Here is a 23588-nt window from a genome sequence, read left to right on the forward strand (position 1 = left end):
GTTTACCGACCCCTCTGGCCAGCGTTCGCTGGCCAGATTGTTATGAAGCACCGAACGATGACACGCAGAAAACTCCCCCTGCACAACAACAAGTGGGTGCGCCGCATCCACGCCTGGGCAGGCTTTGCCACCCTCACCCTGATGCTGCTCTATGGCCTCACCGGCCTCTGGCTGCAACACAGAGCCGTGCTGCCCCTGCCCGGTCCCCACACCGCCAAATCGAGCGAAGAGATAGTACTGAGCACGCCGCTGGCCAGCCCGGATGAATTGGAAGCCCTGCTGCAACAGCGTTATGCAGACATGTTCGAGGAGGGGCGACCCCAGATCACCCCGCCCCAGACCCTGCCCACACCATCCGGCGCCCTCACCCTGCCGGCCCGCTGGGAGCTGCGCGGCGTCACCCTCAGCCAGAGCGTGACCGCCAGCTATGTGGAAGGCACTCTGCTGGTGCGCACCGAGCTGCAGCAGGCCAACTTCGCTGCCAGCCTCAACCGGCTGCACCGTGGCATGGGCACCGGCCTGCCCTGGCAACTGGTGGGGGATTTGGCAGCCCTGGCCATGCTGCTGCTGGCCCTCACCAGCCTGCTGATGTGGAACAAGCTGCACGGCCCCGCCGGTCGCGGCATCACCCTGCTGCTGCTGGGCGCCCTGGTCACCGTGCTGGTGGCCCTGCTCTAGCCCTTTTACCGACACCAAAACGGGATCCCGCTCCCGGCGGCGGTAACCTTGCCCGCACCTCGGGTAACAAAGGGTAACCGGCCGCCGATGGGGGTCACAGTTGGCGACCAGGCGGCTGGATAGGGAACGCCTGCGGCTGATAGGGTGCGCCCAGCTCCCGAACGCCGCGAGGAATCATGCGCATCTCCAGCATCGAATGCGGGCGAGTGGTGGCCATCCTGGCCGTGATGACCATCCATCTCTCCCCCTTCAGCAACCCCTTCGACCCCGCCCTGTGGGACGGCACGCCCTACCCTCTGGTCGGGGCCGTCATCAACCAGCTCTGCCGCTTCGCGGTGCCGCTGTTCTTCCTGTGCGCCGGTTACTTCTTGCAACCCGCCCTCGCCGCGGGCCACCCCCTGACGGTCGCACTGCGCTACTCCCGACCCCTGCTGGGGCTCTGGCTGGCGTGGAGCCTGCTCTACGTGCTGATACCGTTCAACCCGCTCGCGGCGGTGAGCGAGGGCTACCTGCCCGCCATGGCGGGCCAGTGGCAGATGCAGCTCGGGGATCCGCTCAACGTCTGGTGGGTGGGCGGCATGATCCACCTATGGTTCCTGCCCGCCCTGATGGTGGCGGTGCTGATCCTGGGGCTCTGCCAGCAGGTCCGCCTGCCGAGGCTGGCCCTGCTGCTGGGGGCCCTGCTCTACGGCCTGGCCCTGATCGGTGGCTCCTATGGCCCGCCGCTGCTGGGGGGCGAGTGGGCCCTGCTGACCCGTAACGGCCCCTTCTTCTCCTTGCTGTTCGTGGCACTCGGCGCCGAGCTGCGCCTGCGTGCCTGGCAGCCGGACGCCAGGCGCTGCGCCCTGATGATGATGACGGGGATGGGGCTTTATGCCCTGGAGGCCGCAGGTCTGCTGCGCGTTGCCGCCGTCCCCCTCGCTCGTCATGATTTCCTGCTGGGTTCACTCCCCTGGGCGCTGGGGCTGTTCGGCCTGCTGCTGGCCAACCCCGCATGGGGCAAAGGCAGCTGGCTGGAGCGCCAGGCCCCCAAGGTGCTCGGCCTCTACTGTCTGCACATGATGCTGGTGGTGTGGCTGATGATCTTCGGCCCCCAGGGCAAACAGGTGTGGTGGGAACTCCTCAAGGTACCCGCGCTGCTGGCGTTCACTCTGCTCGGCTACCGACTGCTGGCGGCCACCGCCCTCAGCCGCTGGTTGCTGCGGGCTCGCTAGAAACAGGACCCTGACCAGCCAGCAGATCAACGTGGTTCAGCGCAAAATCGTGCATCTGCTGGAGCAGGGGGATCAGGGCGACGCCAAGGGGGCTCAGACAGTACTCCACCCTGGGCGGTACGTCGGGGTAGAGGGTGCGGATGATGACACCGTCGCTCTCCAGCTCCTTGAGCTGGGCGGTGAGCACCTTCTGGCTCACCTCGGGCAGGCAGCGGCGCAGGTCGCCAAAACGCAGGGTCTGTTCGCGCAGATGAAACAGAATGGCCGGCTTCCATTTGCCGGTCAGCAGGCGCAATACCTGATAGGCGGGACAGGGCAGTGAGGGCACGGTATGGCTCGTGAGTGGTTACTTTGCGGTAACTATGCCACGAAAATGTGCCTTCTTGCAGCCAAGATGCTGGCTTCCTATGATGCGGATTCCGCCAATCAACGCCCACGAGAGGTTTATCATGCCCAGCCTGCTGCAGATCCATTTCAACTTCCCCGCCCAGATGATGGGACCAGCCCTCACTGCTGCGGCCATGCCGCTGGCCGACTCCATCACCCGGGAGCCCGGCTTCATCTCCAAGATCTGGACCGAGAACCCGCGCACCGGCGAGGCGGGCGGCATCTATCTGTTCGAAGATGAGGGGAGCGCCCTCGCCTACGCCACCATGCATGAGCAGCGGGTGCTCGCCATGGGCGCCAGCGCGGTGCAGTACAAGGTGTTCGACGTCAACGAGCCCCTCAGCCGCGTCACGCGCGGTCTGGTGTGATCTCCTCGCCCAGCAGCAACCGGTAGCTTGTATCCTGCTGCCAGATGAAGCCCAGCCGCTCAAACAGCCGCTGGCTGGGCAGATTGTCCGGTTCGATATCCGCAAGCAGGGTGATGATGCCAAGCTGGCGGGCATAGGCGATCAGGGCGCTCAGCGCCTCCCCCATCAAACCTTGTCCCCAGTGGCTGCGGGCCAGCATGCAGCCCACCTCCGCCTGGCGCAGGCTGGCGCCGGCCGCAAAGCTGTGCAAGCCGCAGGTACCCACCAGGCGGCCGCTGCCGCGCAACACCAGCCCCCACTCCAGCGACTCGCCGCCAGCCAGCAACCGCTCGACGCTAGCCAGCATCTGCGACACGGTGGCAAGGGAGGGAAACGGCGGCTCCCCGACGAAGCGCATCACCAGGGGATCCCCGTAGATGGCGAAGAGATCGGCAGCATCCCGCCCATCGAAGGGGCGCAGTCGCCCCCTTGGGGTCAGCAGTACGGGCAGTTCACGGGGCAGGGATGGCACGGAGTCGTATCGCCTTGTCTGGTCAAAGGAGTCCCATCATGAGGCTCAGAACCTCAGGGTCAAGCCGATATTGGCCTGCCACTGGGTGATCAGCTCCCCCCTCACCCGAAAGGCGCAGATCTCGGGGTTGCAGAGAAACTGGCTGTCGTCGTTGACCAGGGCACCATAACCGCGCACCTCGGCCCGCACGGCCAGATGTTCGGTCAGGCGCGGCTGCACCCCGAGGGCCAGGGACATGGAAGGGGCCGTCTCGCTGTCGTAGGCATCGAAGCGGGTGACCCCGATCCCGGCACCGATATAGGGGGCCATCAGGTTGTCCGAGAGAGTCAGGGCCCCGGCAAACTGCAGGGTGTCCACCGTCAGCCTGTCGGGCAGTTCGGGGGACACCCGGGTCGACTGGTGGCTGTAGAGCAGCTCTATCATGCCAGGGTCGTCCACCTCCCTGCTGATGAAGAGCCCCCAGCTGCCGGAGCGCTCCCCTTGCAGGGTGTCGATGTCGCTCCCGTGCGGCGTGGGGGCCGGCTCGTCCATGGCCCGAAAGTCGATGGCCGAGCTGTATCCCGCAAAGGGAGTCAGCTGCCAGCCCGTCGCCGGGGGCTCGGCTGCCCAGCCCGCCAGGGGCAGCAGCAACCCCGGCACCATCCCCATCGCTCCTCTCATGTGCTCATCCTTTGGTGAAAAGACCTGCGCAAAGCATATCAGAGCGCCCGTCTCCCACACTGGACGGGGGCTGTACCAGCCCCATTGCCCCGCTCCCGATGGAAATATCTGTGCTCCCCGGGGTTATTCATCCGGGATTAACCTCGCCCCCGTAAGCTGACGGCGCCACAGCGGTGGCATCAACAGACGAGGATCTCAGGAATGGTTGCCGCGCAACTCAACGACCCCCAAAGCACGCTCTCCGATACCCTGAGGGCCACCGCCCACGCCATCGAGGAGAGCCACATCAGCTTGCGCCAGATGCTGGCCCTGGTGGGCGAGCAGGGCATGCTGCTGTTTTGCGTGCTGCTCACGGTTCCCTTCCTGCTGCCGGTTTCCATTCCCGGCGTCAGCACCCCCTTTGGCCTGCTGATCCTCTTCATCGGCATCGGCATCACCCTCAACCGGGTGCCCTGGCTGCCCGCCTTCCTGATGGAGCGCCGCTTCGCCGCCGAGCACCTCAAGCCGACCCTGCACAAGGGGGCGGATCTGCTGGCCCGCATCGACCGCTTCATCCGCCCGCGCCTGCTCATCCTGACCGGCAGCGTGACCATCAACCGCTGCAACGGCCTGCTCATCATGCTGGCCGCCCTGCTGCTGATGCTGCCGCTGGGCGCCATTCCCTTCACCAACGCCATGCCCGCCTGGGCCATCCTGCTGCTGGCCATCGGCATGTTGCAGCGGGACGGGCTCTTCGTCGCCCTCGGCTATGTCCTGGTCGCCGCTACCCTGGTCTGGTTCAGCGCCCTGGCCATCGGCCTGCTGATGGCGGGGCAGAATATCTCGACCCTGTTCGGCTGATCTGGCCCGGCCAAATGAAAGAGGGCGACCCCGGGTCGCCCTCTTTCCTGTTCACTGCGCCCCTCAGGGCGCCCCATCGTGGGCCACCCGGTTGCGCCCGCCCCGCTTGGCCCGATAGAGCCACTCGTCCGCCCGGGCCAGCACGGTGCCAAGATCCTCTCCCGGCCGGATCAGGGTGGTGCCCAGGCTCACGGTCACGGGGGCGGGATCCGGCGCCATGGCCGCCACTGCGGCGCGGATCCGCTCCGCCACCTTCAGCAATATCCCCTCGTCTATCTGCGGCAGCAGGATCAGAAACTCCTCGCCACCGCTGCGCACGAAGAGATCCTCCCCCCGCAACTGGGCAGAGACGCACTCGCAGACCCGGCACAAGACCTTGTCTCCGGTCTGGTGGCCGAAGCGATCGTTGATCTGCTTGAAGTGATCGAGATCCAGCATGATGAGGCCGGTGAGATGCTGCCCCTGCACCCTGTGGTGATACTGGTCGAAGAAGAAGTGGCGGTTGTAGAGGCCGGTGAGCTGATCCGTCTCCCCGAGCCGCTTGAGCCGCTGTTGCAGCTCGTGCTGGCGGGTGATGCTGCGGGTCATCCAGGCCACCGCCCGCTTCCCCTCATATAAAGAGGGCAAGGGCGCTATCTTGCCCTCGAAACGCTGCATTCCCTGGGGCCCGGCGTCGGCGTCGATGCCGTCCACCTCGGCGGGGGAGAGGTCATACTCCACCACCTGCACCTGGCCGCTGGCGAGGGCCTGAGCCACCTGCGCCATCACCCACTGCGCCTTGTCCTCGGGCAGCACGTCCAGCAGTTGTCTGCCGATCAGCGGGTTGCCGTTCTGGTAGGACTGCTGCTCCATCCCGCCGATGTACTCGATGTAGTAGCCATCTTCGCTGAGGATGAAAACGGGATCCGGCAACTGGGCCATCACTTCGTAGAGTTGTGCCACTGAGAGCGCCATCCGAGCTCCTTGCTATCCGTGGGAGTGGGTCCCTGTACTCCTGTTATACAAGACTCATCGAGTATCGCACAGGGGCAGAAAGCTGCCTGCCGGGCGGGAAGAATGCGATCGGTGACGTGTTCACCGGACAAGCCTCCGGCAAAGTGAATGGTAGCAATCGGGGATGCTGTCAGAACCAGAGCTGTCAGACAGTCAGGAAGGTTTTTTTGCCTTCAGGCAGTGCGACATGCCAACCCCTGTGACGTCAGGGGCGCCACAGGGGTATTCCCGCCCCCGGACAAGGGGGACAAGGCCGGATCCCGGTCAAGAGGGATCCGGCACGGGCAGCGGATCGACTGGCGTTCCAGAGCAGTTCGCCGCCCTTGAGATCCATCAGGCTCATGGCGAGCCGACATCAGCGGGCAGCGGATCGGCTGGCATTCCAGAGCAGTTCGCCGCTCTTGAGATCCATCAGGCTCATGGCGAGCCGATAGCGGCCCCCTTCAGAGAGGAGATCCCCGTAGAGCATGTAACCCGCCCCGGTCTGGCGACCCAGACGCACCAGGGAGGCGGGGTTCATGCCCCCCTGCTGGTATTCGAGCTGACCCGTGATGGCCGCCACCTGGCCCGGGTCTGCGAAACGAAAACCGCTATTGGCCTGAATGCGCTGGATCATGGCCACCGCCAGGGGCTGGGTGCTGAAGGCTTCCCCTGTGCCGTTCTGGGGCGCCATCAGCAGCAGTACCGGGCTGCTGCCCGCCAGTGCCTGCACATCGGCGGCCTTCAGGAAGTCATCGGCCAAGGCGACCGCCAGCCCCGTCGGTGCCACGGGTTTGGGGGCAGGCACCGGCTCGGCCTTGTCAGGCTCGGCCACGGGTTTCTCTGGTTTGGTCACCGGCTTGTCCGGCTCGCCGACCGGCGCAGGCGTTCCCCCATAGGGATTGACCGCACACCCGCCCAGCAGCAGGGCACCCACCATCAACAAGGAACGCAGCTTCATCTTTTCTCTCCGCCAGAAGTGTGCAAGGCGCACTTCGTCCATCATCCATTTTGACGGAGCCAGACTCCGCCGCCCCTCCATGCTAGAGACAAACCCGCCCCGGGTCGATGCGCACATGGGCAGGGGGCGACAGAGACTGGCGAAGCGGAGGGCACAAAAGGGTGGCAAGGCTCCACCCGATTCCGTTAGGGTAGCCAGACCCCAGACCCCAGAGGAGCCCCCATGCACGGACCCGATCCCGCCAACCCCCACCCCATGAACGGCTTCCCCCAGGTGTGCTTTATCAAGAACACCATCAAGGGACCCAATATCGAGGTGGGTGACTACACCTATTACGACGACCCGGAGGATGCGGCGGGCTTCGAGCGCAACGTTCTCTACCACTTCCCCTTCATCGGCGACAAGCTCATCATCGGCAAGTTCTGCGCCATCGCCCGCGGGGTGAAGTTCATCATGAACGGTGCCAACCACCAGACCTCCGGCTTCTCCACCTACCCCTTCTTTATCTTCGGCAACGGCTGGGAGAGTGCCGCCCCGGCCCCTGGCAGCCTCCCCTACAAGGGGGATACCGTCATCGGCAACGATGTCTGGATAGGCTATGACGCCCTGATCATGCCAGGGGTCCAAGTCGGCAACGGCGCCATCATCGCCGCCCGCTCCGTGGTCACCACGGACGTGCCCGACTACGCCGTGGTCGGCGGCAACCCCGCCAAGGTGATCCGCTATCGCTTTGACGACGACACCATCGCCCGTTTGGGCGCCCTCGCCTGGTGGGACTGGCCGGTGGAGCGGATCAGCCGGAATTTGAACTTGATCGGCGGCGGGGAAATGGACGAGTTGGAGAGGGCGGGGTGATGGCTGCCCACCTGAAGGCATCGGGAGAACCTCCCCAAACAGCCCTGGAGAGCACGGATCCATAACCAGATCAGTGCGTTACAAGGAATTTAAAACAATCAGGTCCCACTGGAGTTATCAACATGACCACACCCGCTTTCACTGTCGTCCACTCAACACCGCCCGTCGAAACCTATCGCTATCTTCGAACCGCAGCCGGGCTCAGCCCAAAGACGCTTGAAGCCGCAGAGCGTGGTCTGCCCAATACGCTGTTTGCCGTCCAGGTGTTTTGCGGCCAGACCGCCATCGGCATGGGCCGCATCATCGGAGATGGCGGGACATTTTATCAAGTGGTTGATATTGCAGTGCTACCTGAATATCAGGGTCAAGGGGTAGGCAAAAAGATCATGACGGAGATCGCCGACTATATCGCCCGCGAGGTACCGGAGTCAGGCTATGTCAGCTTGCTGGCAGATGGGGAGGCGTACCGACTCTATCAACAATTCGGTTTCTCGCTCACGGCGCCTGCCAGTCTTGGTATGGGGCTTAAGCGGGTTGCCGCCGAAAAGTCCTGACCAATCATTCACCTTCATACCCGGGACTGTCATGTTGGGATATCCGCCTTCTTGTCTGCCCGGTGGAACAGGTCAGCCGCAGGTGACACTGAACAGCCGCGGGCAGATAGCCGTGCAGGAAGCCATCCCCCAGCCATCATCAAACAGGAAGCACCATGCAACTCACCCCACCCCAACCGCCTCAGGACGATGATGTTGAGGCGCTGCGCATTGGTCTCTCGGGCTACAACAAGGATCACGCCGGCACCCATCTACGCGAGCGGATCGCCAGCTTTATCAAGGATGAAGAGGGCAAGGTTCACGGCGGCATCATCGCCGACATCAAGTGGGGCTGGCTGCACGTCGACTGGCTCTGGATCGACGAACGCATCCGCCGCGACGGCTGGGGCGGCCGCCTGCTCGGCGCCATGGAGCAGTACGCCCAAAGCAAGGGCATCACCAACTACCACCTGGAAACCACCAGTTTTCAGGCCCTCCCCTTCTACCAGAAGCAGGGTTACGAGGTCTTTGGCCAGCTGCCCGATATGCCGCCGGGGCATATCAGTTACTTTCTGAAAAAGCAGTCATAAGCCGATGAGCGGCCGCAACAGCCCTGCAATAGACAAGGCGCCGGGTAGCCGGAGTTTCTCCTTCTACAGGCGCCTTGCCTTGCTCTTTGCGCTGCTTGCAACCAGCTCCAGCGTCCTAGCCCTGTCACTACACGATCTGGATCCGGCATTTGAGCGGTGCGCAGCGATCAAGTCACAACACAGCGCCACACTACCCGCGAAAAGCGACCCCTTCTGGTCACTGGAGAAAGCACAGCAGGCGACCGTGCTGATCTATCTGCATGAGAAAAGCATGGAGCGCTGCACCGCAGCAGAAGTCGATGCGCTGGCGCTCAAGGCGTTCCATCAGGCGGTTGAGGGAGACCGCAGTTTTCTCGACACCCTGATCAAGGCGAGAGCTACCACCCTGACGCCATCCCAGCAAACCCAGTTACAGCAAGTCGGCCAAGCAGAGCTGGATAGATTGGCCGGGATGAAGGAATTTGCTCAGCCTTTCTCGCTGATTGATTACCTTACTGGGCTTGCCAAAGTAGTGCCGTAACAGCAAGTACTTCGTTATCACTGCTGTATCGAACTGCCAATGAGACGCGGATCATGTGGGTCATTAACATCACCCAGGAAAAGTTAAAAACTTTAAAAAATCAATTGATCTCACTTTTGCTCAATGCTATCTTCCATCATGTTGATTAGACGTGATTACTAGCTCCATACAGTCAATGTGATTGCTTCACGCTTGACCTATAAGGTATCACTATGAAATTTAATAATGATCGTGAAGCAATCAAACGTGCTGTGGTAATGATTGAGAGCTTGATTGAAGCAACAACAAGGAATCAACAAGACGATATGACTAAGCAGTTGAGTGACGTGAAAGAACAACTGTTACTCGATCTGGATAATAGTGCACTCAACACTAACACTATTATCAAGACCATTGGTCTTTTTAAGTTCATTTTCGATTTACTGTCCGACTCCTAACACAGCACTCGCTTCACTGTAGGCCTTGCAAGCTTACAAATTTAGCTCTCCATAGCCGACAAATAATTAAATTTGTCATTAATGGAGGTGTAACAATAAAACACAGTGGTACAGTCACTGCAATTACTGGGGCCACCAAGTATTTTGGTAAACAACAACGAGCCCTCAATGCCGGAAGCACTGAGATAGTACATCAAAGTGATAGGTATGACAGCTACACTATAAAAATCTGTCTAAAACAAGTCTTTTGACTCCATTTGGTTATAGGTATGCAACATGAAAAGTTCATTTCTCTTAGCATAACCATTGACCGTACTGCAAAAAAGTGAAGCAATCACTTTTTTGTAAAGCAAGAGAATCTGACTATTTTCCTTGCTTAGGATAAGTAATCAACAGGTTTTCAATTTTGATTAGAGACTTGCTAACATGGTTATTTCCAATCTCAATAGGATAGAAAAAATGGAATTTTTCCATAAAGAAATCCTATCTATAGATATAGTATTGGAGGAACTATTATCCAGTGAACTTGGATTTATCTATGCAGGTAGAGACTCTGAATTAAAGCCTAAGCCTTGGCTGACGGTGGCAATAACGAGCGAAGCCAGAGAAAACTTTGTGTCTATATTCAACAAACTAAAACTATACTTTAAAGAACGGTCAGGTATCTTTATTAGTAGCGCTCATATGTGGTCAACTCTTGTTCACCACAACACTAGAGGGGGATGTGAATTACAAATTAAACATTTAAACCTTAAAAGAGAGTAAGTGATGACTAAAATTAACATGGCCTTTGCGGGATTCAAATTAAAAGGGCTGAGAATTAAGATGCAGTATAGTCTCGCATATACTGCTGATGCATTAGACATAACAACATCGTATCTATCATCTATAGAAAATGGAAAAAAATGCCCATCAAAAAAAATATTATCAAAGGCATCATCGTTATTCAACGTGCCCATTGATGAGTTCAACGAACCATCTCAACTAATAGATGAAGTAAGAGATATAACAAACTCAGCAGAAATCTCAGAGATGATCCAGATATTTGAGGTATTGTTACGTGAGAAAAGACATAACAATAATAGCTGACATTCACATTGGAAAAAATAAAAAGCTACGAATTAGATAAATGGCAATATTTGTGCTGCCATTTATTTTTTTGCTTTTCTTGCTTGATTAAACCTCCTGCAACAAATACAAATCTGCATCATAGAGTGTAATGAATGAAGTGAGTTGCACCTCTTGTCACAATCGCGGTGTAATGCGCTCCGCTTATTGCACCCTACGCAGGCTACATAGCCGCCACCGGCAACCCCTTTCCCCCAAATCGGCCATTGCTAATGGTCGCAATGACCAATTCGATAAGCTGAGCAGCAGCCACGATTTTTGCACTGGCGAAACGATATCAAGAGCCATCGTTACACCAGAGAGACAATCCTGTTGGAACAAACAAAGCAAAGCGGCAAGCAGTGGCGGGGATATGCCCCTCCGATCTGCTTGCCGCTGTCTGTTATCACTGGGGATACGCCTCTTTAGCGACCCAAAAACGGTTCCCAATCTTTAAACACCGGCTGCAAACCCGCCTGTCGTACGGCAGCGGCCACTTCCCCCACCGGGCGGTCGTCGTGGATGGCGAACTGCTCCAGCTCCTCGGCATCCCCCTCCGCATAGCCGCCGGGCTGGGTGCGCGACTCGGCCGACATCTGGGTGATACCAAGGCGCACCGCGCCGTTGCGAAAGGTGGCGGACTCGCGGGTGGAGAGGGACAAATCCAGCGTGGGCGAGAAGAGGCGCCAGGCGCAGATAAGCTGGGCCAGCTGGCGATCCGACATGACCACGGCAGGCTCCAGCCCGCCGGTGCAGGGGCGCAGGCGCGGGAAGGAGAGGGAGTAGCGGCTCTGCCAGTGGTGGCGCTCCAGCCAGGCGAGGTGCTCGGCGACAAAGTAGCTGTCGGCGCGCCAGTCCGAGGAGAGACCGATCAGCGCCCCCAACCCGATTTTGTCGATACCGGCGTGGCCGAGCCGATCCGGCGTGGCGAGGCGCCATGCGATGTCCCGCTTGTTGCCGCGCAGGTGATGGCGGGCATAGGTGGGGGCGTGGTAGGTCTCCTGATAGACCATGACCGAATCGAGGCCGAGGGTTTTCAGCTCGGCATATTCGTCCTGAGAGAGGGGCTGCACCTCCATCCCCACCGTGCTGAAGTGGCGGCGGATGATGGGCATCACCTGCCGAAAATAGGCGAGCCCCACCTTGTGCTCGTGCTCACCGGTCACCAGCAGCACGCTGTCAAAACCGCGCGCCTTGATGGCCAGACACTCGCGCTCAATCTCCTCGCTATTCAAGGTCTTGCGCTTGAGGCGGTTGCTCATGGAGAAGCCGCAGTAGGTGCAGTCGTTGGCGCACAGGTTCGACAGATAGAGGGGCACATAGAAGCCGATGGTGTTGCCAAAGCGCTGGCGGGTGAGGCGCTCGGCCTCGGCTGCCATCTGCGGCAGATACGCCTCGGCGGCCGGGGAGATCAGCGCCATAAAATCGCTCAGGGTGCGGCGCGGGGCACTCAGGGCGCGTGCCACATCGGCGGCAGTTTTGGCGCGGATCTGCATGCCGATATCGTCCCACTCCAGCTCCTGCCATCTATCGAGAAAACTCTCCGACTTTCTCTCAACCCCCTCCCGGCCTCCCCCTTCACAAGGGGGAGGTGTTAATCCGCTCCCCCGATCTCCTACTTCACAAGAGGGCGGAGTCGACACTCCCTCCCCTGGCAAGGGGAGGGTCGGGGTGGGGTCATTGGCATGCTGACTCATAACGCCCCCAGAAAATCGGTAAGCGGGCTGGAGGCTTGGGCCTGCAGGGCGCGGGCGCCGAGGCCCGCCTTATAGGCGCTACGGCCTGCCTCACAGGCCAGCGCAAAGGCGCGGCCCATGGCGATCGGGTCGCCGCTCACCGCAATGGCGGTGTTGACCAGCACGGCATCGGCACCCAGTTCAAAGGCGGCGGCCGCGTGGCTCGGCGCCCCTATGCCCGCATCTACCACCACGGGCACATTGGCCTGCTCGACGATGATGGAGAGAAACTCCCGGGTCACCAGCCCCTGATTGGAGCCGATGGGGGCGCCGAGCGGCATCACGGCGGCGCAGCCCACCTCTTCGAGCCGTTTGCACAGCACAGGGTCGGCACCGCAGTAGGGCAACACCACGAAACCCTCTTTGACCAGCTGCTCGGCGGCTTTCAGCGTCTCGATGGGATCGGGCAGCAGATAGCGCGGATCGGGGTGGATCTCCAGCTTCAACCAGTTCGTCCCCAGCGCCTCGCGGGCCAGGTGGGCGGCAAACACCGCCTCGGCGGCGGTCTTGGCGCCGGAGGTGTTGGGCAGCAGCTTGACCCCGAGTTGTCGAAGAGGCGTGAGGATATCGTCGTGGGTCTTGCCCGGTTCGAGGCGCTTGATGGCCATGGTCACCAGCTGGGAGCCACTTGCCTCGATGGCGGCGGCCATCAGTTCCGGGCGGGCAAACTTGCCGGTGCCGGTGAAGAGGCGCGAAGAGAAGGTGTGATCGGCAATCTTGAGCATGTCAGCCTCCGGCCACTGCGATAAGAAGAGATGAGGCCCCGCCGCAAGGCAGGGCGCTCGAAGATGGGACTGCGAGCATCATGGGTCAGCCTCCCGCGATGGCGGTGAAGAGGTGAAGTTCATCCCCGTCATTGAGACGGGTCTCGGCCCAGCGGCCACGGGGCAGCACGGCGCCGTTGAGGGCCACCGCTACCCCCTGAGGGGGAATCTCCTGCACCGCCAGCAGCTCAGTCAGGCGCTGGCCGGTGGGCAGCGTCAGCTCGATATCGTTCAATCGGATCTTCATGGTTAATTCTCCAGGGCCGGGTGGGTGCTGCCGCAAACCGGGCAATCGGGGTCGGGAGCCAGCGTGAGGGTCTGCCACTGATGGGTCAACGCATCGAACCGGCGCAATGTGCCCGCCACCGGGCTCGGCATCCCGAGCAGCAGTTTCAGCGCCTCCAGCGCCTGCAAAGAGCCCATCACCCCGACCAGCGGGCCGGTGACGCCACTGGTCTCGCAGCTCTCCTTGATCTTGGTATCCTGCGGATAGAGGCAGGCGTAGCAGGCGTGCTCACTGCTGGTGCGCGCCATCAGCTGCCCCTGCCAACCCACCGCGGCAGCGGAGATCCAGGGCTTGCCCTGAGCCACGCAGGCGGCGTTGATGGCCTGGCGGGTGGCGAGGTTATCGCAGCAGTCGATCACCAGATCCACCTCCGCCACAAACTCCGGCAGGCTGGCGGCATCGAGCCGCTGGTTGATGGCAATCAGCTCCACCAACGGGTTGTGGACCGCCAAGCGCTCGCGGGCCAGCTCCGCTTTGGAGTGGTTGACTGCCTCGCTATCGAACAGGATCTGGCGCGGCAGATTGCTGGAATCCACCGTGTCGCCATCGGCCAGCCAGAGGGTGCCTACCCCGGCACCGGCCAGATAGAGGGCCAGCGGCGAGCCAAGCCCGCCGAGGCCCACGATCAGCACGGATTTATCCTTGAGCCGCGCCTGACCCGCCTCCCCCACTTCCGCCAGCATCAGCTGGCGGCCGTATCTCAGGTACTCTTTGTCACTAAGAGAAGCGGCATCAGAGCGCATGTTCAGCCTCCCGTATCACGGTGGCCGAACGCGGCTCATCCCCCGCCCCCACGGCGGCGAGCAGCCGCTCGGTCGCCCCCTGCCAGTCATCGCTCGCCGTGATGGCCGAGACCAGCGCGATACTGCCGACCCCGCTTGCCTTGACCGCCGCCACCCGCTCCTCGCTGATGCCGCCGATGGCCACCGTCGGCCACTGCGCCATCAGGGCGCGGTAGCGATGCAGCCGCTCCAGCCCCTGGGGGCGCGAAGGCATCGCCTTGGTGTTGGTCGGGAAGATATGGCCCAGCGCGATATAGGAGGGGGCAAGCTCGCGGGCCCGCATCAGCTCGAAGTAGCCGTGGGTGGAGATGCCAAGGCGCAGCCCCGCCGCCTGAATGGCGGCGAGATCGGCGGTCTCCATATCCTCCTGCCCCAGATGCACGCCCCAGGCGCCCGCCTCGATGGCCTGCTGCCAGTAGTCGTTGATAAAGAGCCGCGCCCCATGGCGGCGACCGAGCGCTACCGCATCACGAATGGCCGGCGCCACCTCTGTGGCGGGCAGATTCTTGATCCGCAGCTGGATGGTCTTGACCCCGGCCCCCAGCAGGCGTTTGAGCCACTTGACCGAGTCCACCACCGGATAGAGGCCGAGGTTGTGTTCGGTCGGCGCAAAGGGGCCCTGCGGCAGACGGGCGCTGCTCGCTTCATACAATCCAAAGCGGCGATCGAGCGGTGAGCCCGCCAGCACGGCACGGGGGAAGTGGGCAAGATCGGCAGGCCAGCCGAGATGGGCGATGGGACCCGGGCCTGCCCCCACCCCTTGCGCCGCCGCCAAGCCCTGTTGCAGGTAGGCGCGCGCCAGGGTGATGGCGTCCTCCACCGGATAGTCCTGCGCCACCACGGCGGCGATGGCGCTGGCGTAAGCGCAACCGGTGCCGTGACCGTGGCGGGTATCGAGGCGCGGCGCGGCGAGCCAGAATTCGCGGGTCTCATCCTGGTAGTAGTCGAGGCAGAGATCCCCGCCCCATTCAAGGTGGCCCCCCTTGACCAGCACGGCGCGAGCGCCGAGTTCGCGCAGCCGCCGGGCGGCGAGGCGCACCAGCTCTGGACTGGTGGCGGGCAGGCCGGTCAGGGCTTCCAGCTCGGGACCATTGGGGGTGATCAAGGAGAGGCGCGGCAGCAGGTGCTCGCGCACCGCCACCAGCATGCCGGGCTCCGCCATGGGGGTGCCGGTGCTGGCGATGGCCACCGGGTCGTAGACCACGAAGGGAGCCTCGACGGTCGACAACCTGCGTGCCAGCACCTCCACATGCAGCCGGGTCGGCAGCAGGCCGATCTTGATGGCGGCGGGTGGCAGATCCAGCCCCAGGGCATCGATCTGGGCGGCGAAGGTCTGCATCAGCACGGGGTCGACCATCTTCACCGCCACCGAGTTCTGGGCCGTGATGGCGGAGATGACGGAGCAGCCGTGCACGCCGAGGTCATGCATCGTGTGCAAGTCGGCCTGAATGCCGGCCCCGCCGCCGGAGTCGGACCCGGCGATGGTCCAGACTCTCATTTTGAGGGCACAGCCCAGGGGGCGGGCCGCCGTCACGGCGGACAGGTCGGCGGGGCTGACAGCCCCGCGCTCGCTGCTCACGCCTCCTCCCCTGCGGCCTGCTTCAGGGTCGCCGCCTGATGGTAGATCTCGCCGCCGGTCTCCTTGAAGGTTTCCGCCATGCGGGCCATGCCGCTCTCCACCTCGGCCACCACCCGCTCCTGCTGACCGTCCATGCCGACCAGCTTGATCTCCACGGCTTCCAGTTTCGCCGCATAATCGCGCACGTCCTGGGTGATCTTCATGGAGCAGAACTTGGGCCCGCACATGGAGCAGAAGTGGGCCACTTTGCCGGACTCCTGAGGCAGGGTCTCGTCGTGGTAGGCGCGGGCGGTGTCGGGATCCAGGGCCAGGTTGAATTGATCCTCCCAGCGGAACTCGAAGCGCGCCTTGGACATGGCGTTGTCGCGGATCTGGGCGCCCGGGTGGCCCTTGGCAAGGTCAGCCGCGTGGGCGGCGATCTTGTAGGTAATGAGCCCCTGCTTCACGTCCTCCTTGTTGGGCAGGCCCAGGTGTTCCTTGGGAGTCACGTAGCAGAGCATGGCGCAGCCGTACCAGCCGATGAGCGCGGCGCCGATGCCGGAGGTGAAGTGATCGTACCCCGGGGCAATGTCGGTGGTGAGCGGGCCCAGGGTATAGAAGGGCGCCTCGTGGCAGTGCTCGAGCTGCTCGGTCATGTTGCGCTCGATCATGTGCATGGGCACGTGACCAGGCCCCTCGATCATCACCTGCACGTCGTATTCCCAGGCAATTTTGGTGAGCTCGCCCAGGGTGCGCAGCTCGGCGAACTGGGCCTCGTCGTTGGCGTCATAGACGGAGCCCGGACGCAGACCGTCACCCAGCGACAAGCTCACGTCGTAGGCGGCGCAGATCTCGCAGATTTCGCGGAAGTGCTCGTAGAGGAAGTTCTCCTTGTGGTGCGACAGGCACCACTTGGCCATGATGCTGCCACCGCGCGAAACGATGCCGGTGAGGCGCTTGGCGGTCATGGGCACGAAGCGCAGCAAGACGCCTGCGTGGATGGTGAAGTAGTCCACCCCCTGCTCGGCCTGCTCCAGCAGGGTGTCGCGGAACAGCTCCCAGGTGAGATCCTCGGCGATGCCGTTGGTCTTCTCCAGCGCCTGATAGATGGGCACGGTACCGATGGGCACCGGGCTGTTGCGCAGGATCCACTCGCGGGTCTCGTGGATGTAGCGGCCGGTGGAGAGATCCATCACGGTGTCGGCGCCCCAGCGGGTGGACCAGACCAGCTTCTCCACTTCCTCTTCGATGCTGGAAGTGACCGCCGAGTTGCCGATGTTGGCGTTGATCTTCACCAGGAAGTTGCGGCCGATGATCATGGGCTCCGCTTCCGGGTGGTTGATGTTGCTGGGGATGATGGCGCGACCGGCGGCCACCTCATCACGCACGAACTCGGGGGTGATGTTCTGGGGCAGTCTGGCGCCAAAGCCCTGACCCGGATGCTGGGTGCGCAGGAGCTCGGAGCGCACCCGCTCGCGGCCCATGTTCTCGCGCAGGGCAATAAATTCCATCTCGGGGGTGACGATGCCTTGGCGGGCATAGTGCAGCTGGGTGACCCGGCGGCCCGGCTTGGCACGGCGGGCGCTCGGCAAATGTTCGAAACGCAGGTGATCCAGCCCCTCGTCCGCCAGCCGCTCCTGAGTGAAGGTGGAGCTCAGCCCGTCCAGCGCGTCGGTGTCATCCCGCTCCAGCACCCAATTCTCCCGCAGGCGCGGCAGACCGCGGCGCACGTCGATGGGGGCGGCCTCTTCCCCATAGGGGCCCGAGGTATCGTAAACCGGCACCGGCTCGTTGGGCTCGAACTGGGGAGCATCCTTGGTGCCGCCGACGAAGGTGTCGGCCAGCTGGATTTCCCGCAAAGGCACCCGGATGTCAGGGCGAGAACCCTGGATAAAGATGCGGCGGGAGTTGGGGTGAGCCATCCCCTTGAGGTTGTCGATAAAGGTCTGGGCGCTGGAGCGCTGCTCGCGGCGGCTGGATTTGGCGGTATCAGAAACATTGGTAGACATAGCAAAACTCACATTAACTGGTTGAAGTTATGGGTGTTTGCTTGTCTGGAGTTCGAGGAGAAGATGAACTTGCGGCGGGGTGTGCTCGGGGGAGTGAGTCGGGCATGGATCTTCCCTGCTCTGCCGTCCCTCTGCCCGGTGTGGCAGATCCGCAGGCCTGACGGCCCGGCGGGACAACCTCCCCCTGTGCGCCTGTGCCAGCCAGAGGCGGTCTGCCTCCAGCTGGCGGAAAGGTGTGCCTTCCCCGGCGCGGTAACCCGCAAGTTACCCTTGTTTCCCTTCGCAGGTCTTAACCTGATCAGGTTCCACGGATCCCGAATTAACGGTCTCAGCTTAGCGTCGTTCGACGGTCAGCACTCCGACAAGATGTGCGCCAGTATAAGTGGGGAAATTTAAAGTACAAGCCATTAACAAGGGGAAAGGGAGAGAGGTCTCACTCTTCGGCGTCGAGGGGATCCTCGGGGTCAGGAATGAGGATGTCGGTGAGGCGGCCCTCTTCATCCCGGCTCAGCACCAGGCGGCGACCCGGTTGCAGATCGGCGGCGCTGCCGTTGATCCAGCGAGTGTCAGCATCAAACACCAGCACGCCGAGATCCTGTAGCAGCAATGCCTGCTGATTATGGGTGAGCAGTCGATCCTCCGCCCGCCGCCAGCTGGCCCCGAGCGCCGGATCCGGCGCCCCGTCGAGCACCCGGATCGTCTCGGCGACGCCGTAGCGGCTCTGGATCGCGAGGTGCATGCCGGGCACTAGCCCGTCCGGCTGCGCCACGCCGTGCAGTTCGGCACTGCCGAGCTCCAGCTCAGCCCCCTGGAATTGCAGGCGCACCCCGTCGTTGTGCTCCAGCTCCACCAGCCAGAGCTCGGCGTCGTCGGCAAGGGTGCAGAAGGGCAACAGCAGCAGGCAGAGTGCGGTTCGGGTCATGGCAGGCGGTCCGGGGTCACGGGGTGAGGTTTAACTATGGCCCCGGACGGGCAATTTTTCCCGGTCCGCCCTGACCGGTCAGTCATCCTCCCGGCACTGGCTCAGGCGCATGCCGTCAAACTTGCACTCCAGCTCCAGCCAGCGTCCCTCGAACGGGGAGAGGCTCCCATCCGAGGTGACATAGCCCCAGATCCGCCCCCCTTCCACCGGCCCTTCCAGTTCCATCTCGTCCCCCTCTTCCAGCGCCTCCACCTCGCGAACGAGCCGCCGCGCCCCTGCCGCCGTCTCCTGCACGACCCCTTCCAGATCGACCCAGGTCCCGCCGAGATCGTCCTCATCCAGGCCATCCTTGAAGCGGGTGCGCTCATCGATCACGAAGGGAATGCCATTGACCATCAACTGGCCAAGCTGCCAGGTGGTGCGGCCCGTGAGCTTGAACTCGGCCGCCTGCACCAGACCAAAAGGCAATAGAATCAATAACCAGAAGGCGCGGAGAGACTTCTTCATCGGGGATCCTCGGGGTTACACTGGCACACAGGATGACCCATCCGGTGTGAAATGGCCGTGAAATAGCGGCGCAGACCAGGAGATCAGAGCATGAAAATACTGGTGGTGGAAGACAGTCCCCAGGTGGCGGAGACCATCATGGACTATCTGGCGCTGGCCGGGCACAGGGTAGATTGCGCCTATCACGGCCAGGCGGCCCTGCAACTGCTGGCCCAGGAGCGCTTCGACGTCATCATCATGGACGTCATGATGCCGCGCCTCGACGGCCTGCGTACCGTGGAGCGGCTGCGTGCGGACGGCATCGCGACCCCGGTGCTCTTTCTCACCGCCCGTGACAGCCTGGAGGACAAGCTGGCAGGCTTTCGGGCGGGGGGCGACGACTATCTGGTCAAGCCGTTCGCCATGGAGGAGCTGGAGGTGCGCCTGGAGGCCCTCAGCCTGCGTGGCCCCAGAGGGGACATGGGCGTGCTCTGCTTTGGCGATCTGACGGTGGATCCCGCCAGCGGCCGCGCCACCCGCGCCGGGGTGGAGCTCAAACTCGGCAAGATCCCGTTCCAGATCCTCACCCTGCTGGTGAAGCGCGCGCCACAGCTGGTGACGCGCCAGGAGGTGCTCGACACCGTCTGGGGCGACGAGGAGCCCGACTCAGACGCCCTGCGCAGCCACATCTATGCCCTGCGCAATGTACTCGACAAGCCCTTCCCCACCCCCATGCTGGAGACCCTGCACGGCCAGGGCTACCGGCTGGTGACCCCATGACGAACCCGACGCCGCCCCTTGCCTCCGGTCTGCCGAGCCTGCGCCGGCGCCTGGTGCTGGCGCTGGGAGGGGCCGGTCTGCTGCTGCTGGTGATCCTGAGCCTGCTGATGGTGGTGGCCGAGAACAAGATGGAGGAGCTGAGCCTGCGCCACTGGCTGGAGGCGGAGGCAACCCGCTATGACGACGACTGGTTGCGCCTCGGGATGGCGGCCCCCGCCCCCAGCCCGCGCCAGTTCTCCAGCTACTGGACAGAGGCGGGCCGCCTGCCCGCCTGGCTCAAGGCCTACCAGAGCCCCGGCTTCTTCGAGCATCAGCTGGGTCGGGAGGACAAGCACTTCCTGGTACGCGCCCACCCCTCGGGTCAGGGGCTGCTCTATCTGGTGTTCAACGACGATGCGGACGACTACCTCGACCCTTACGAAGCCAAGCTGCATCTGGTGACCCGCCTCATCGGCCTGGCTCTGCTGCTGGGGAGCCTCGCCTTCGGCATCTGGCTGGTGCGTCACATCACCAGGCCGCTGGAGCGGCTGCGCCAGCGGGTCGCCCACCTCACCCCGGATCAGGGGGACTTCGTGCCCGATGCCCCCTGGCAGGAGCTGCGAGAGATAGAGCAGGCGCTGCTGGCGGGCAAGCACGAGGTAGCCGCCGTGTTTGCCCGTGAACAGGAGTTCAGCCGCTTTGCCAGCCACGAGCTGCGCACCCCCAACATGGTGATCCAGGGATCCGCGGCCCTGCTCGGCAAGGTGAATGACCTGCCCGCCCCGGCAGCCCGCGCCGTCAGCCGCATCCGCGCCGCCGCCGACGAGATGGCCCTGCTCACCGAAACCTTCCTGCTGCTGGGACGCAAGGAGGCCGTGGAGCGCCCGCCCCAGCAGGTGGCGCCGCTCATTCGCCGGGAGCTGACCCGCCTCGCCCCCCTGCTGCAACGGGAGACGCTGGACATTCGCCTGCAACTGGACGAGGAGAGCGAGGTGCAGGCCCCCCTCTCCCTGCTCGCCATCGCCCTCGGCAACCTCTTGAAAAACGCCCTGAGCTACGCCGAGGGGCACATCGAGATCACCCTTCACGAGCAGGTGCTCACCATCAGCAACCCCACCGCCGCCGCGCCGGATCAGATCCTCGGCTACGGCTGCGGCCTCACCATCATCCAGCGCATCTGCGAGAAGCTGGGCTGGCAGATTGAGACCCACCTGGTGGATGGGGTCTTCAGCGCTCGGCTGGTGATGATCCCCGGCGCCCCCGGGGCGGCATAGCCCCCTCATCCCCGGCCCTTCTCCCCGGCTGTTCAACACAGCGGGAGAAGGGAGACACTTCCCGGCAAGCCCGCTGCCTTCCAGCCCCCCCCCCAGATAGCAACAAGGCGCCCGAGGGCGCCCTGTGTTTACCTGTCTGACACTCGTTTGGGACTCATTCCGCCGGCTTGTGCTTGCGGCTCGCCTTGAGCTCGAGGAACTCGATGATCTTGCCCGCCACGTCCTTGCCGGAGGCAGCTTCCACCCCCTGCAGGCCGGGGGAGGAGTTCACCTCCAGCACCAGCGGGCCGCGGGCGCTTCGCAGGATGTCCACCCCGGCCACGTCCAGCCCCATGATCTTGGCGGCCTGCACGGCGGTGGCACGCTCTTCCGGCGTGATCTTGATGGCTTCGGCGGTGCCGCCCCGGTGCAGGTTGGAGCGAAACTCCCCCGGCTGGGCCTGGCGGCGCATGGCGGCCACCACCTTGCCGTTGACCACCAGGCAGCGGATGTCGGCGCCGTTGGCCTCGCGGATGTACTCCTGCACCAGGATGTTGTTGTTGGTCTGGATAAAGGCCTCGATGACGCTCTCGGCGGCCTTCTGGGTCTCGCACAGCACCACGCCAATCCCCTGGGTGCCCTCCAGCAGTTTCACCACCAGGGGGGCCCCCCCCACCATGGTGATGAGATCCGGTACGTCGTGGGTGCTGTGGGCATAGCCGGTCACCGGCAGGCCGATGCCGTGACGGGAGAGCAGCTGCATGGCGCGCAGCTTGTCCCGGGAGCGGGAGATGGCCACCGAGCTGTTGAGGGCCATGGTGCTCATCATCTCGAACTGGCGCAGCACGGCGGTGCCATAGAAGGTGATGCTGGCACCGATGCGCGGGATCACGGCGTCATAGCTCTCCAGCTCCCGTCCTTCGTAATGGATGGAGGGGCTGTGGGAGGCGATGTTCATGTAGCAGCGCAGGGTGTCGAGCACCTCGACCTGGTGCCCACGGGCCCGGGCCACCTCGACCAGACGGCGGGTGGAGTAGTTGTTGGGCTCACGGGATAAAATGGCAATATTCATGGAAATGGCAGACCTGATAATCGGACTGGAGAGTATAAGGTGCCATGAACGACTGGCAACGCCAATCCTTTCCCCTCACCATGCGCGGTTCTGCAAGAACGGGCAAAAACCGAGAGTGCCGCACTCAAGACGGACCAAAGCCAGAGACCGTTCTGCAAGACGGCGCCAGCCACCAGCCCTCATGCCCGATGACGCCAGCGACGTCAATGGGGGCCGCGCAGCCCTTGCTGCAACTCAAGCAGCAGGGCGACCTCCTGCAAACGGCGCGCCGTGGTGCCGGCCCAGCCTCCCAAAGGCACGGGGGCCAGCAGGGTCTGGGCGATGCAGTGGCGATAGAGAGGCCCCTCATGTTGCCAGCCCCGCATCCCGTCGACGTCGTGATGGTGCAACCACTCCAGGTTGCCGCGGCGAAGCAGCTCGATGCGCCGCCCGTCTTTGAAGTGCAGGCAAAGCCCCTTCTTCTCCACCCCGGGACCTGCATACTTGTCGAGCCAGAGGGTCAGAGGCACCCCTGCCGCCTCGCCGCGCAGGCAGGCCCGCCCCTCGGCAGTCTCCAGATCCCCGCGCCGGATGGGCTGCCCCAGCCGGTCGCAGACGCCCTCCGCGATCAGGTGCAGGCGGTCGTCCCCACCCAGGGCCACCAGCAGTTCCCGGATCATCGCCAGCAGATGGGTGCCGATGTCGAGGATGACACCGTCCGGGTGGCGCAACAGCCGCCGATCCGGCTCGCCGGTGGCGAAGTTGAGGGCATAGGGATGCCCCGCCTCGTCCAGGCCGCAGGGTTCCAGCAAAAAGCCCTCCACCGCGCTGATATCGGCGAGGGTGGCCAGCCCGACCCCGGCGCAGCCTGGTTCCCGAGGCTGCCAGCCTTCATCCAGTTTGCCGCTCAGCAGCAACTGCTGGACGGCATTGCGGGCCATCCAGTGATCCAGCGCCAGCACCCTGGCCGCGACCTCGGGGTCCGCCAGCAGGGCGTGCAGGCGATCGTGCTGGGCCAGGGTGGCCACCACGGGTTTCTCCACCAGGATGAGGGGAATGGCGCTGGCCAGTGCCTGTTCCAGCACGGGCAGATGCAGCAGGGAGGGCGTGGCGATCACCAGCCGATCCAGGGGTTCGGCCAGCAGAGCTTCCAGGGTCGAGGCAGACATGACGCCGGGCAGGGTGATGGCGGGATCAAAACCCCATATCTCGGGATTTTCCGCCAGTGCGGTGAGTGCAGGTAGATAGGCTGTCTGCACTACGGCCCCCAGACCGACAAATCCAATCTTCATGGCAACCTCGATATGGCGTGCGTACCCGGCGCCTGCCCCGCACCGCGTGAGACGGGG

28 protein-coding genes and 1 riboswitch are annotated in these 23588 nt (G+C 63.1%); of the genes, 13 read left to right on the forward strand and 15 right to left on the reverse strand.

Annotation, left to right across the window (positions count from 1 at the left end; all coding sequences use genetic code 11):
• Positions 1 to 57: 57 nt before the first annotated feature.
• Both BGO64_RS14575 and BGO64_RS14580 read left to right on the forward strand, forming a co-directional pair.
• On the forward strand, positions 58 to 678 hold the full coding sequence (locus tag BGO64_RS14575; protein ID WP_286700906.1) for a PepSY-associated TM helix domain-containing protein: 621 nt from the start codon (positions 58 to 60) through the stop codon (positions 676 to 678).
• 176 nt (positions 679 to 854) lie between these two features.
• On the forward strand, positions 855 to 1892 hold the full coding sequence (locus tag BGO64_RS14580; protein WP_286700907.1) for an acyltransferase: 1038 nt from the start codon (positions 855 to 857) through the stop codon (positions 1890 to 1892).
• On the opposite strand, the gene BGO64_RS14585 is transcribed toward BGO64_RS14580, so the two are convergent.
• Entirely contained in the window at positions 1864 to 2220 is a 357-nt protein-coding gene (locus BGO64_RS14585; RefSeq protein WP_039040461.1) for a winged helix-turn-helix transcriptional regulator, read from the reverse strand. The two genes, BGO64_RS14580 and BGO64_RS14585, sit on opposite strands and share 29 nt — an antisense overlap.
• 121 nt (positions 2221 to 2341) lie before the next feature.
• Between BGO64_RS14585 and BGO64_RS14590 the strand changes: the two genes are divergently transcribed.
• A complete protein-coding gene (locus BGO64_RS14590) occupies positions 2342 to 2647 on the forward strand; it encodes a monooxygenase (RefSeq protein WP_103261951.1) in 306 nt (101 codons plus the stop codon).
• Here BGO64_RS14590 and BGO64_RS14595 read toward each other — a convergent pair.
• Together BGO64_RS14595 and BGO64_RS14600 are read right to left on the reverse strand one after the other, a co-directional pair.
• Positions 2628 to 3158, reverse strand: a complete 531-nt coding sequence (locus BGO64_RS14595) for a GNAT family N-acetyltransferase (protein WP_128313311.1) — start codon at positions 3156 to 3158, stop codon at positions 2628 to 2630. The genes BGO64_RS14590 and BGO64_RS14595 overlap by 20 nt on opposite strands.
• A 45-nt stretch (positions 3159 to 3203) precedes the next feature.
• Positions 3204 to 3818, reverse strand: a complete 615-nt coding sequence (locus BGO64_RS14600) for an outer membrane beta-barrel protein (protein ID WP_270835311.1) — start codon at positions 3816 to 3818, stop codon at positions 3204 to 3206.
• A 201-nt stretch (positions 3819 to 4019) separates the two neighbouring features.
• Between BGO64_RS14600 and BGO64_RS14605 the strand changes: the two genes are divergently transcribed.
• A complete protein-coding gene (locus tag BGO64_RS14605; RefSeq protein WP_286700908.1) occupies positions 4020 to 4658 on the forward strand; it encodes an exopolysaccharide biosynthesis protein in 639 nt (212 codons plus the stop codon).
• 63 nt (positions 4659 to 4721) lie between these two features.
• Here BGO64_RS14605 and BGO64_RS14610 read toward each other — a convergent pair whose 3' ends face one another.
• Positions 4722 to 5612 (reverse strand): sensor domain-containing diguanylate cyclase, encoded by an 891-nt coding sequence (locus BGO64_RS14610; protein ID WP_042015352.1) that lies wholly within the window; start codon positions 5610 to 5612, stop codon positions 4722 to 4724.
• Positions 5613 to 6006: 394 nt separating this feature from the next.
• Positions 6007 to 6591, reverse strand: a complete 585-nt coding sequence (locus tag BGO64_RS14615; protein WP_039040515.1) for an LpoB-related protein — start codon at positions 6589 to 6591, stop codon at positions 6007 to 6009.
• Between the two features lie 222 nt (positions 6592 to 6813).
• Here BGO64_RS14615 and BGO64_RS14620 point away from each other — a divergent pair, with 222 nt between their 5' ends.
• The 7 genes from BGO64_RS14620 to BGO64_RS14650 all read left to right on the forward strand — a co-directional run bounded on the left by BGO64_RS14620 (position 6814) and on the right by BGO64_RS14650 (position 10615).
• On the forward strand, positions 6814 to 7446 hold the full coding sequence (locus BGO64_RS14620; RefSeq protein WP_286700909.1) for a Vat family streptogramin A O-acetyltransferase: 633 nt from the start codon (positions 6814 to 6816) through the stop codon (positions 7444 to 7446).
• 122 nt (positions 7447 to 7568) lie between these two features.
• Positions 7569 to 8000, forward strand: coding sequence for a GNAT family N-acetyltransferase (locus BGO64_RS14625; RefSeq protein ID WP_286700910.1), 432 nt, complete (start codon positions 7569 to 7571; stop codon positions 7998 to 8000).
• A gap of 155 nt (positions 8001 to 8155) precedes the next feature.
• On the forward strand, positions 8156 to 8569 hold the full coding sequence (locus tag BGO64_RS14630) for a GNAT family N-acetyltransferase (RefSeq protein ID WP_286700911.1): 414 nt from the start codon (positions 8156 to 8158) through the stop codon (positions 8567 to 8569).
• 4 nt (positions 8570 to 8573) lie between these two features.
• Complete coding sequence (locus BGO64_RS14635; protein WP_286700912.1) at positions 8574 to 9089, forward strand: hypothetical protein; 516 nt, start codon at positions 8574 to 8576, stop codon at positions 9087 to 9089.
• A 212-nt stretch (positions 9090 to 9301) separates the two neighbouring features.
• Positions 9302 to 9526: a hypothetical protein gene (locus tag BGO64_RS14640; protein WP_160881181.1), complete on the forward strand. Its 225-nt coding sequence runs from the start codon at positions 9302 to 9304 to the stop codon at positions 9524 to 9526.
• A gap of 459 nt (positions 9527 to 9985) precedes the next feature.
• Entirely contained in the window at positions 9986 to 10291 is a 306-nt protein-coding gene (locus BGO64_RS14645; RefSeq protein WP_139735913.1) for a hypothetical protein, read from the forward strand.
• 3 nt (positions 10292 to 10294) lie between these two features.
• The gene (locus BGO64_RS14650) at positions 10295 to 10615 is read left to right on the forward strand and encodes a helix-turn-helix domain-containing protein (protein ID WP_139735912.1); all 321 of its coding nucleotides are present in this window, start codon (positions 10295 to 10297) and stop codon (positions 10613 to 10615) included.
• Positions 10616 to 11058: 443 nt separating this feature from the next.
• Here BGO64_RS14650 and thiH read toward each other — a convergent pair whose 3' ends face one another.
• From thiH to BGO64_RS14690, 8 genes are all read right to left on the reverse strand, one after another.
• Complete coding sequence (gene thiH / locus BGO64_RS14655) at positions 11059 to 12330, reverse strand: 2-iminoacetate synthase ThiH (protein WP_286700913.1); 1272 nt, start codon at positions 12328 to 12330, stop codon at positions 11059 to 11061.
• The gene (locus BGO64_RS14660; RefSeq protein ID WP_286700914.1) at positions 12327 to 13094 is read right to left on the reverse strand and encodes a thiazole synthase; all 768 of its coding nucleotides are present in this window, start codon (positions 13092 to 13094) and stop codon (positions 12327 to 12329) included. The genes thiH and BGO64_RS14660 overlap by 4 nt, the downstream gene beginning before the upstream one ends.
• Before the next feature lie 85 nt (positions 13095 to 13179).
• The gene (gene thiS, locus BGO64_RS14665; protein ID WP_039040452.1) at positions 13180 to 13380 is read right to left on the reverse strand and encodes a sulfur carrier protein ThiS; all 201 of its coding nucleotides are present in this window, start codon (positions 13378 to 13380) and stop codon (positions 13180 to 13182) included.
• Positions 13381 to 13382: 2 nt separating this feature from the next.
• Positions 13383 to 14162, reverse strand: coding sequence for a HesA/MoeB/ThiF family protein (locus BGO64_RS14670; RefSeq protein WP_042864550.1), 780 nt, complete (start codon positions 14160 to 14162; stop codon positions 13383 to 13385).
• Positions 14152 to 15780: a thiamine phosphate synthase gene (thiE, locus tag BGO64_RS14675; protein ID WP_286700915.1), complete on the reverse strand. Its 1629-nt coding sequence runs from the start codon at positions 15778 to 15780 to the stop codon at positions 14152 to 14154. The genes BGO64_RS14670 and thiE overlap by 11 nt, the downstream gene beginning before the upstream one ends.
• A complete protein-coding gene (gene thiC / locus BGO64_RS14680) occupies positions 15777 to 17768 on the reverse strand; it encodes a phosphomethylpyrimidine synthase ThiC (RefSeq protein ID WP_286700916.1) in 1992 nt (663 codons plus the stop codon). Before thiC ends, thiE begins: the two co-directional genes overlap by 4 nt.
• A 257-nt stretch (positions 17769 to 18025) precedes the next feature.
• Positions 18026 to 18139: riboswitch (TPP riboswitch) on the reverse strand.
• A 62-nt stretch (positions 18140 to 18201) separates the two neighbouring features.
• The gene (locus BGO64_RS14685) at positions 18202 to 18690 is read right to left on the reverse strand and encodes a hypothetical protein (protein ID WP_039040448.1); all 489 of its coding nucleotides are present in this window, start codon (positions 18688 to 18690) and stop codon (positions 18202 to 18204) included.
• A 78-nt stretch (positions 18691 to 18768) separates the two neighbouring features.
• On the reverse strand, positions 18769 to 19197 hold the full coding sequence (locus tag BGO64_RS14690; protein WP_286700917.1) for a hypothetical protein: 429 nt from the start codon (positions 19195 to 19197) through the stop codon (positions 18769 to 18771).
• A gap of 90 nt (positions 19198 to 19287) precedes the next feature.
• Here BGO64_RS14690 and BGO64_RS14695 point away from each other — a divergent pair, with 90 nt between their 5' ends.
• Complete coding sequence (locus tag BGO64_RS14695; RefSeq protein ID WP_039040446.1) at positions 19288 to 19956, forward strand: response regulator transcription factor; 669 nt, start codon at positions 19288 to 19290, stop codon at positions 19954 to 19956.
• Positions 19953 to 21209, forward strand: coding sequence for a sensor histidine kinase (locus BGO64_RS14700; protein ID WP_124245175.1), 1257 nt, complete (start codon positions 19953 to 19955; stop codon positions 21207 to 21209). Before BGO64_RS14695 ends, BGO64_RS14700 begins: the two co-directional genes overlap by 4 nt.
• A gap of 154 nt (positions 21210 to 21363) precedes the next feature.
• On the opposite strand, the gene rimK is transcribed toward BGO64_RS14700, so the two are convergent.
• Together rimK and BGO64_RS14710 are read right to left on the reverse strand one after the other, a co-directional pair.
• On the reverse strand, positions 21364 to 22260 hold the full coding sequence (gene rimK, locus BGO64_RS14705) for a 30S ribosomal protein S6--L-glutamate ligase (RefSeq protein ID WP_010672657.1): 897 nt from the start codon (positions 22258 to 22260) through the stop codon (positions 21364 to 21366).
• A 203-nt stretch (positions 22261 to 22463) separates the two neighbouring features.
• Positions 22464 to 23531, reverse strand: coding sequence for a Gfo/Idh/MocA family oxidoreductase (locus BGO64_RS14710; protein WP_286700918.1), 1068 nt, complete (start codon positions 23529 to 23531; stop codon positions 22464 to 22466).
• Positions 23532 to 23588: the final 57 nt, after the last annotated feature.

Origin of the sequence: Aeromonas sp. 62-46 (assembly GCF_001898585.1) — a bacterium.
In the GTDB taxonomy this organism is placed as follows: domain Bacteria; phylum Pseudomonadota; class Gammaproteobacteria; order Enterobacterales; family Aeromonadaceae; genus Aeromonas; species Aeromonas caviae.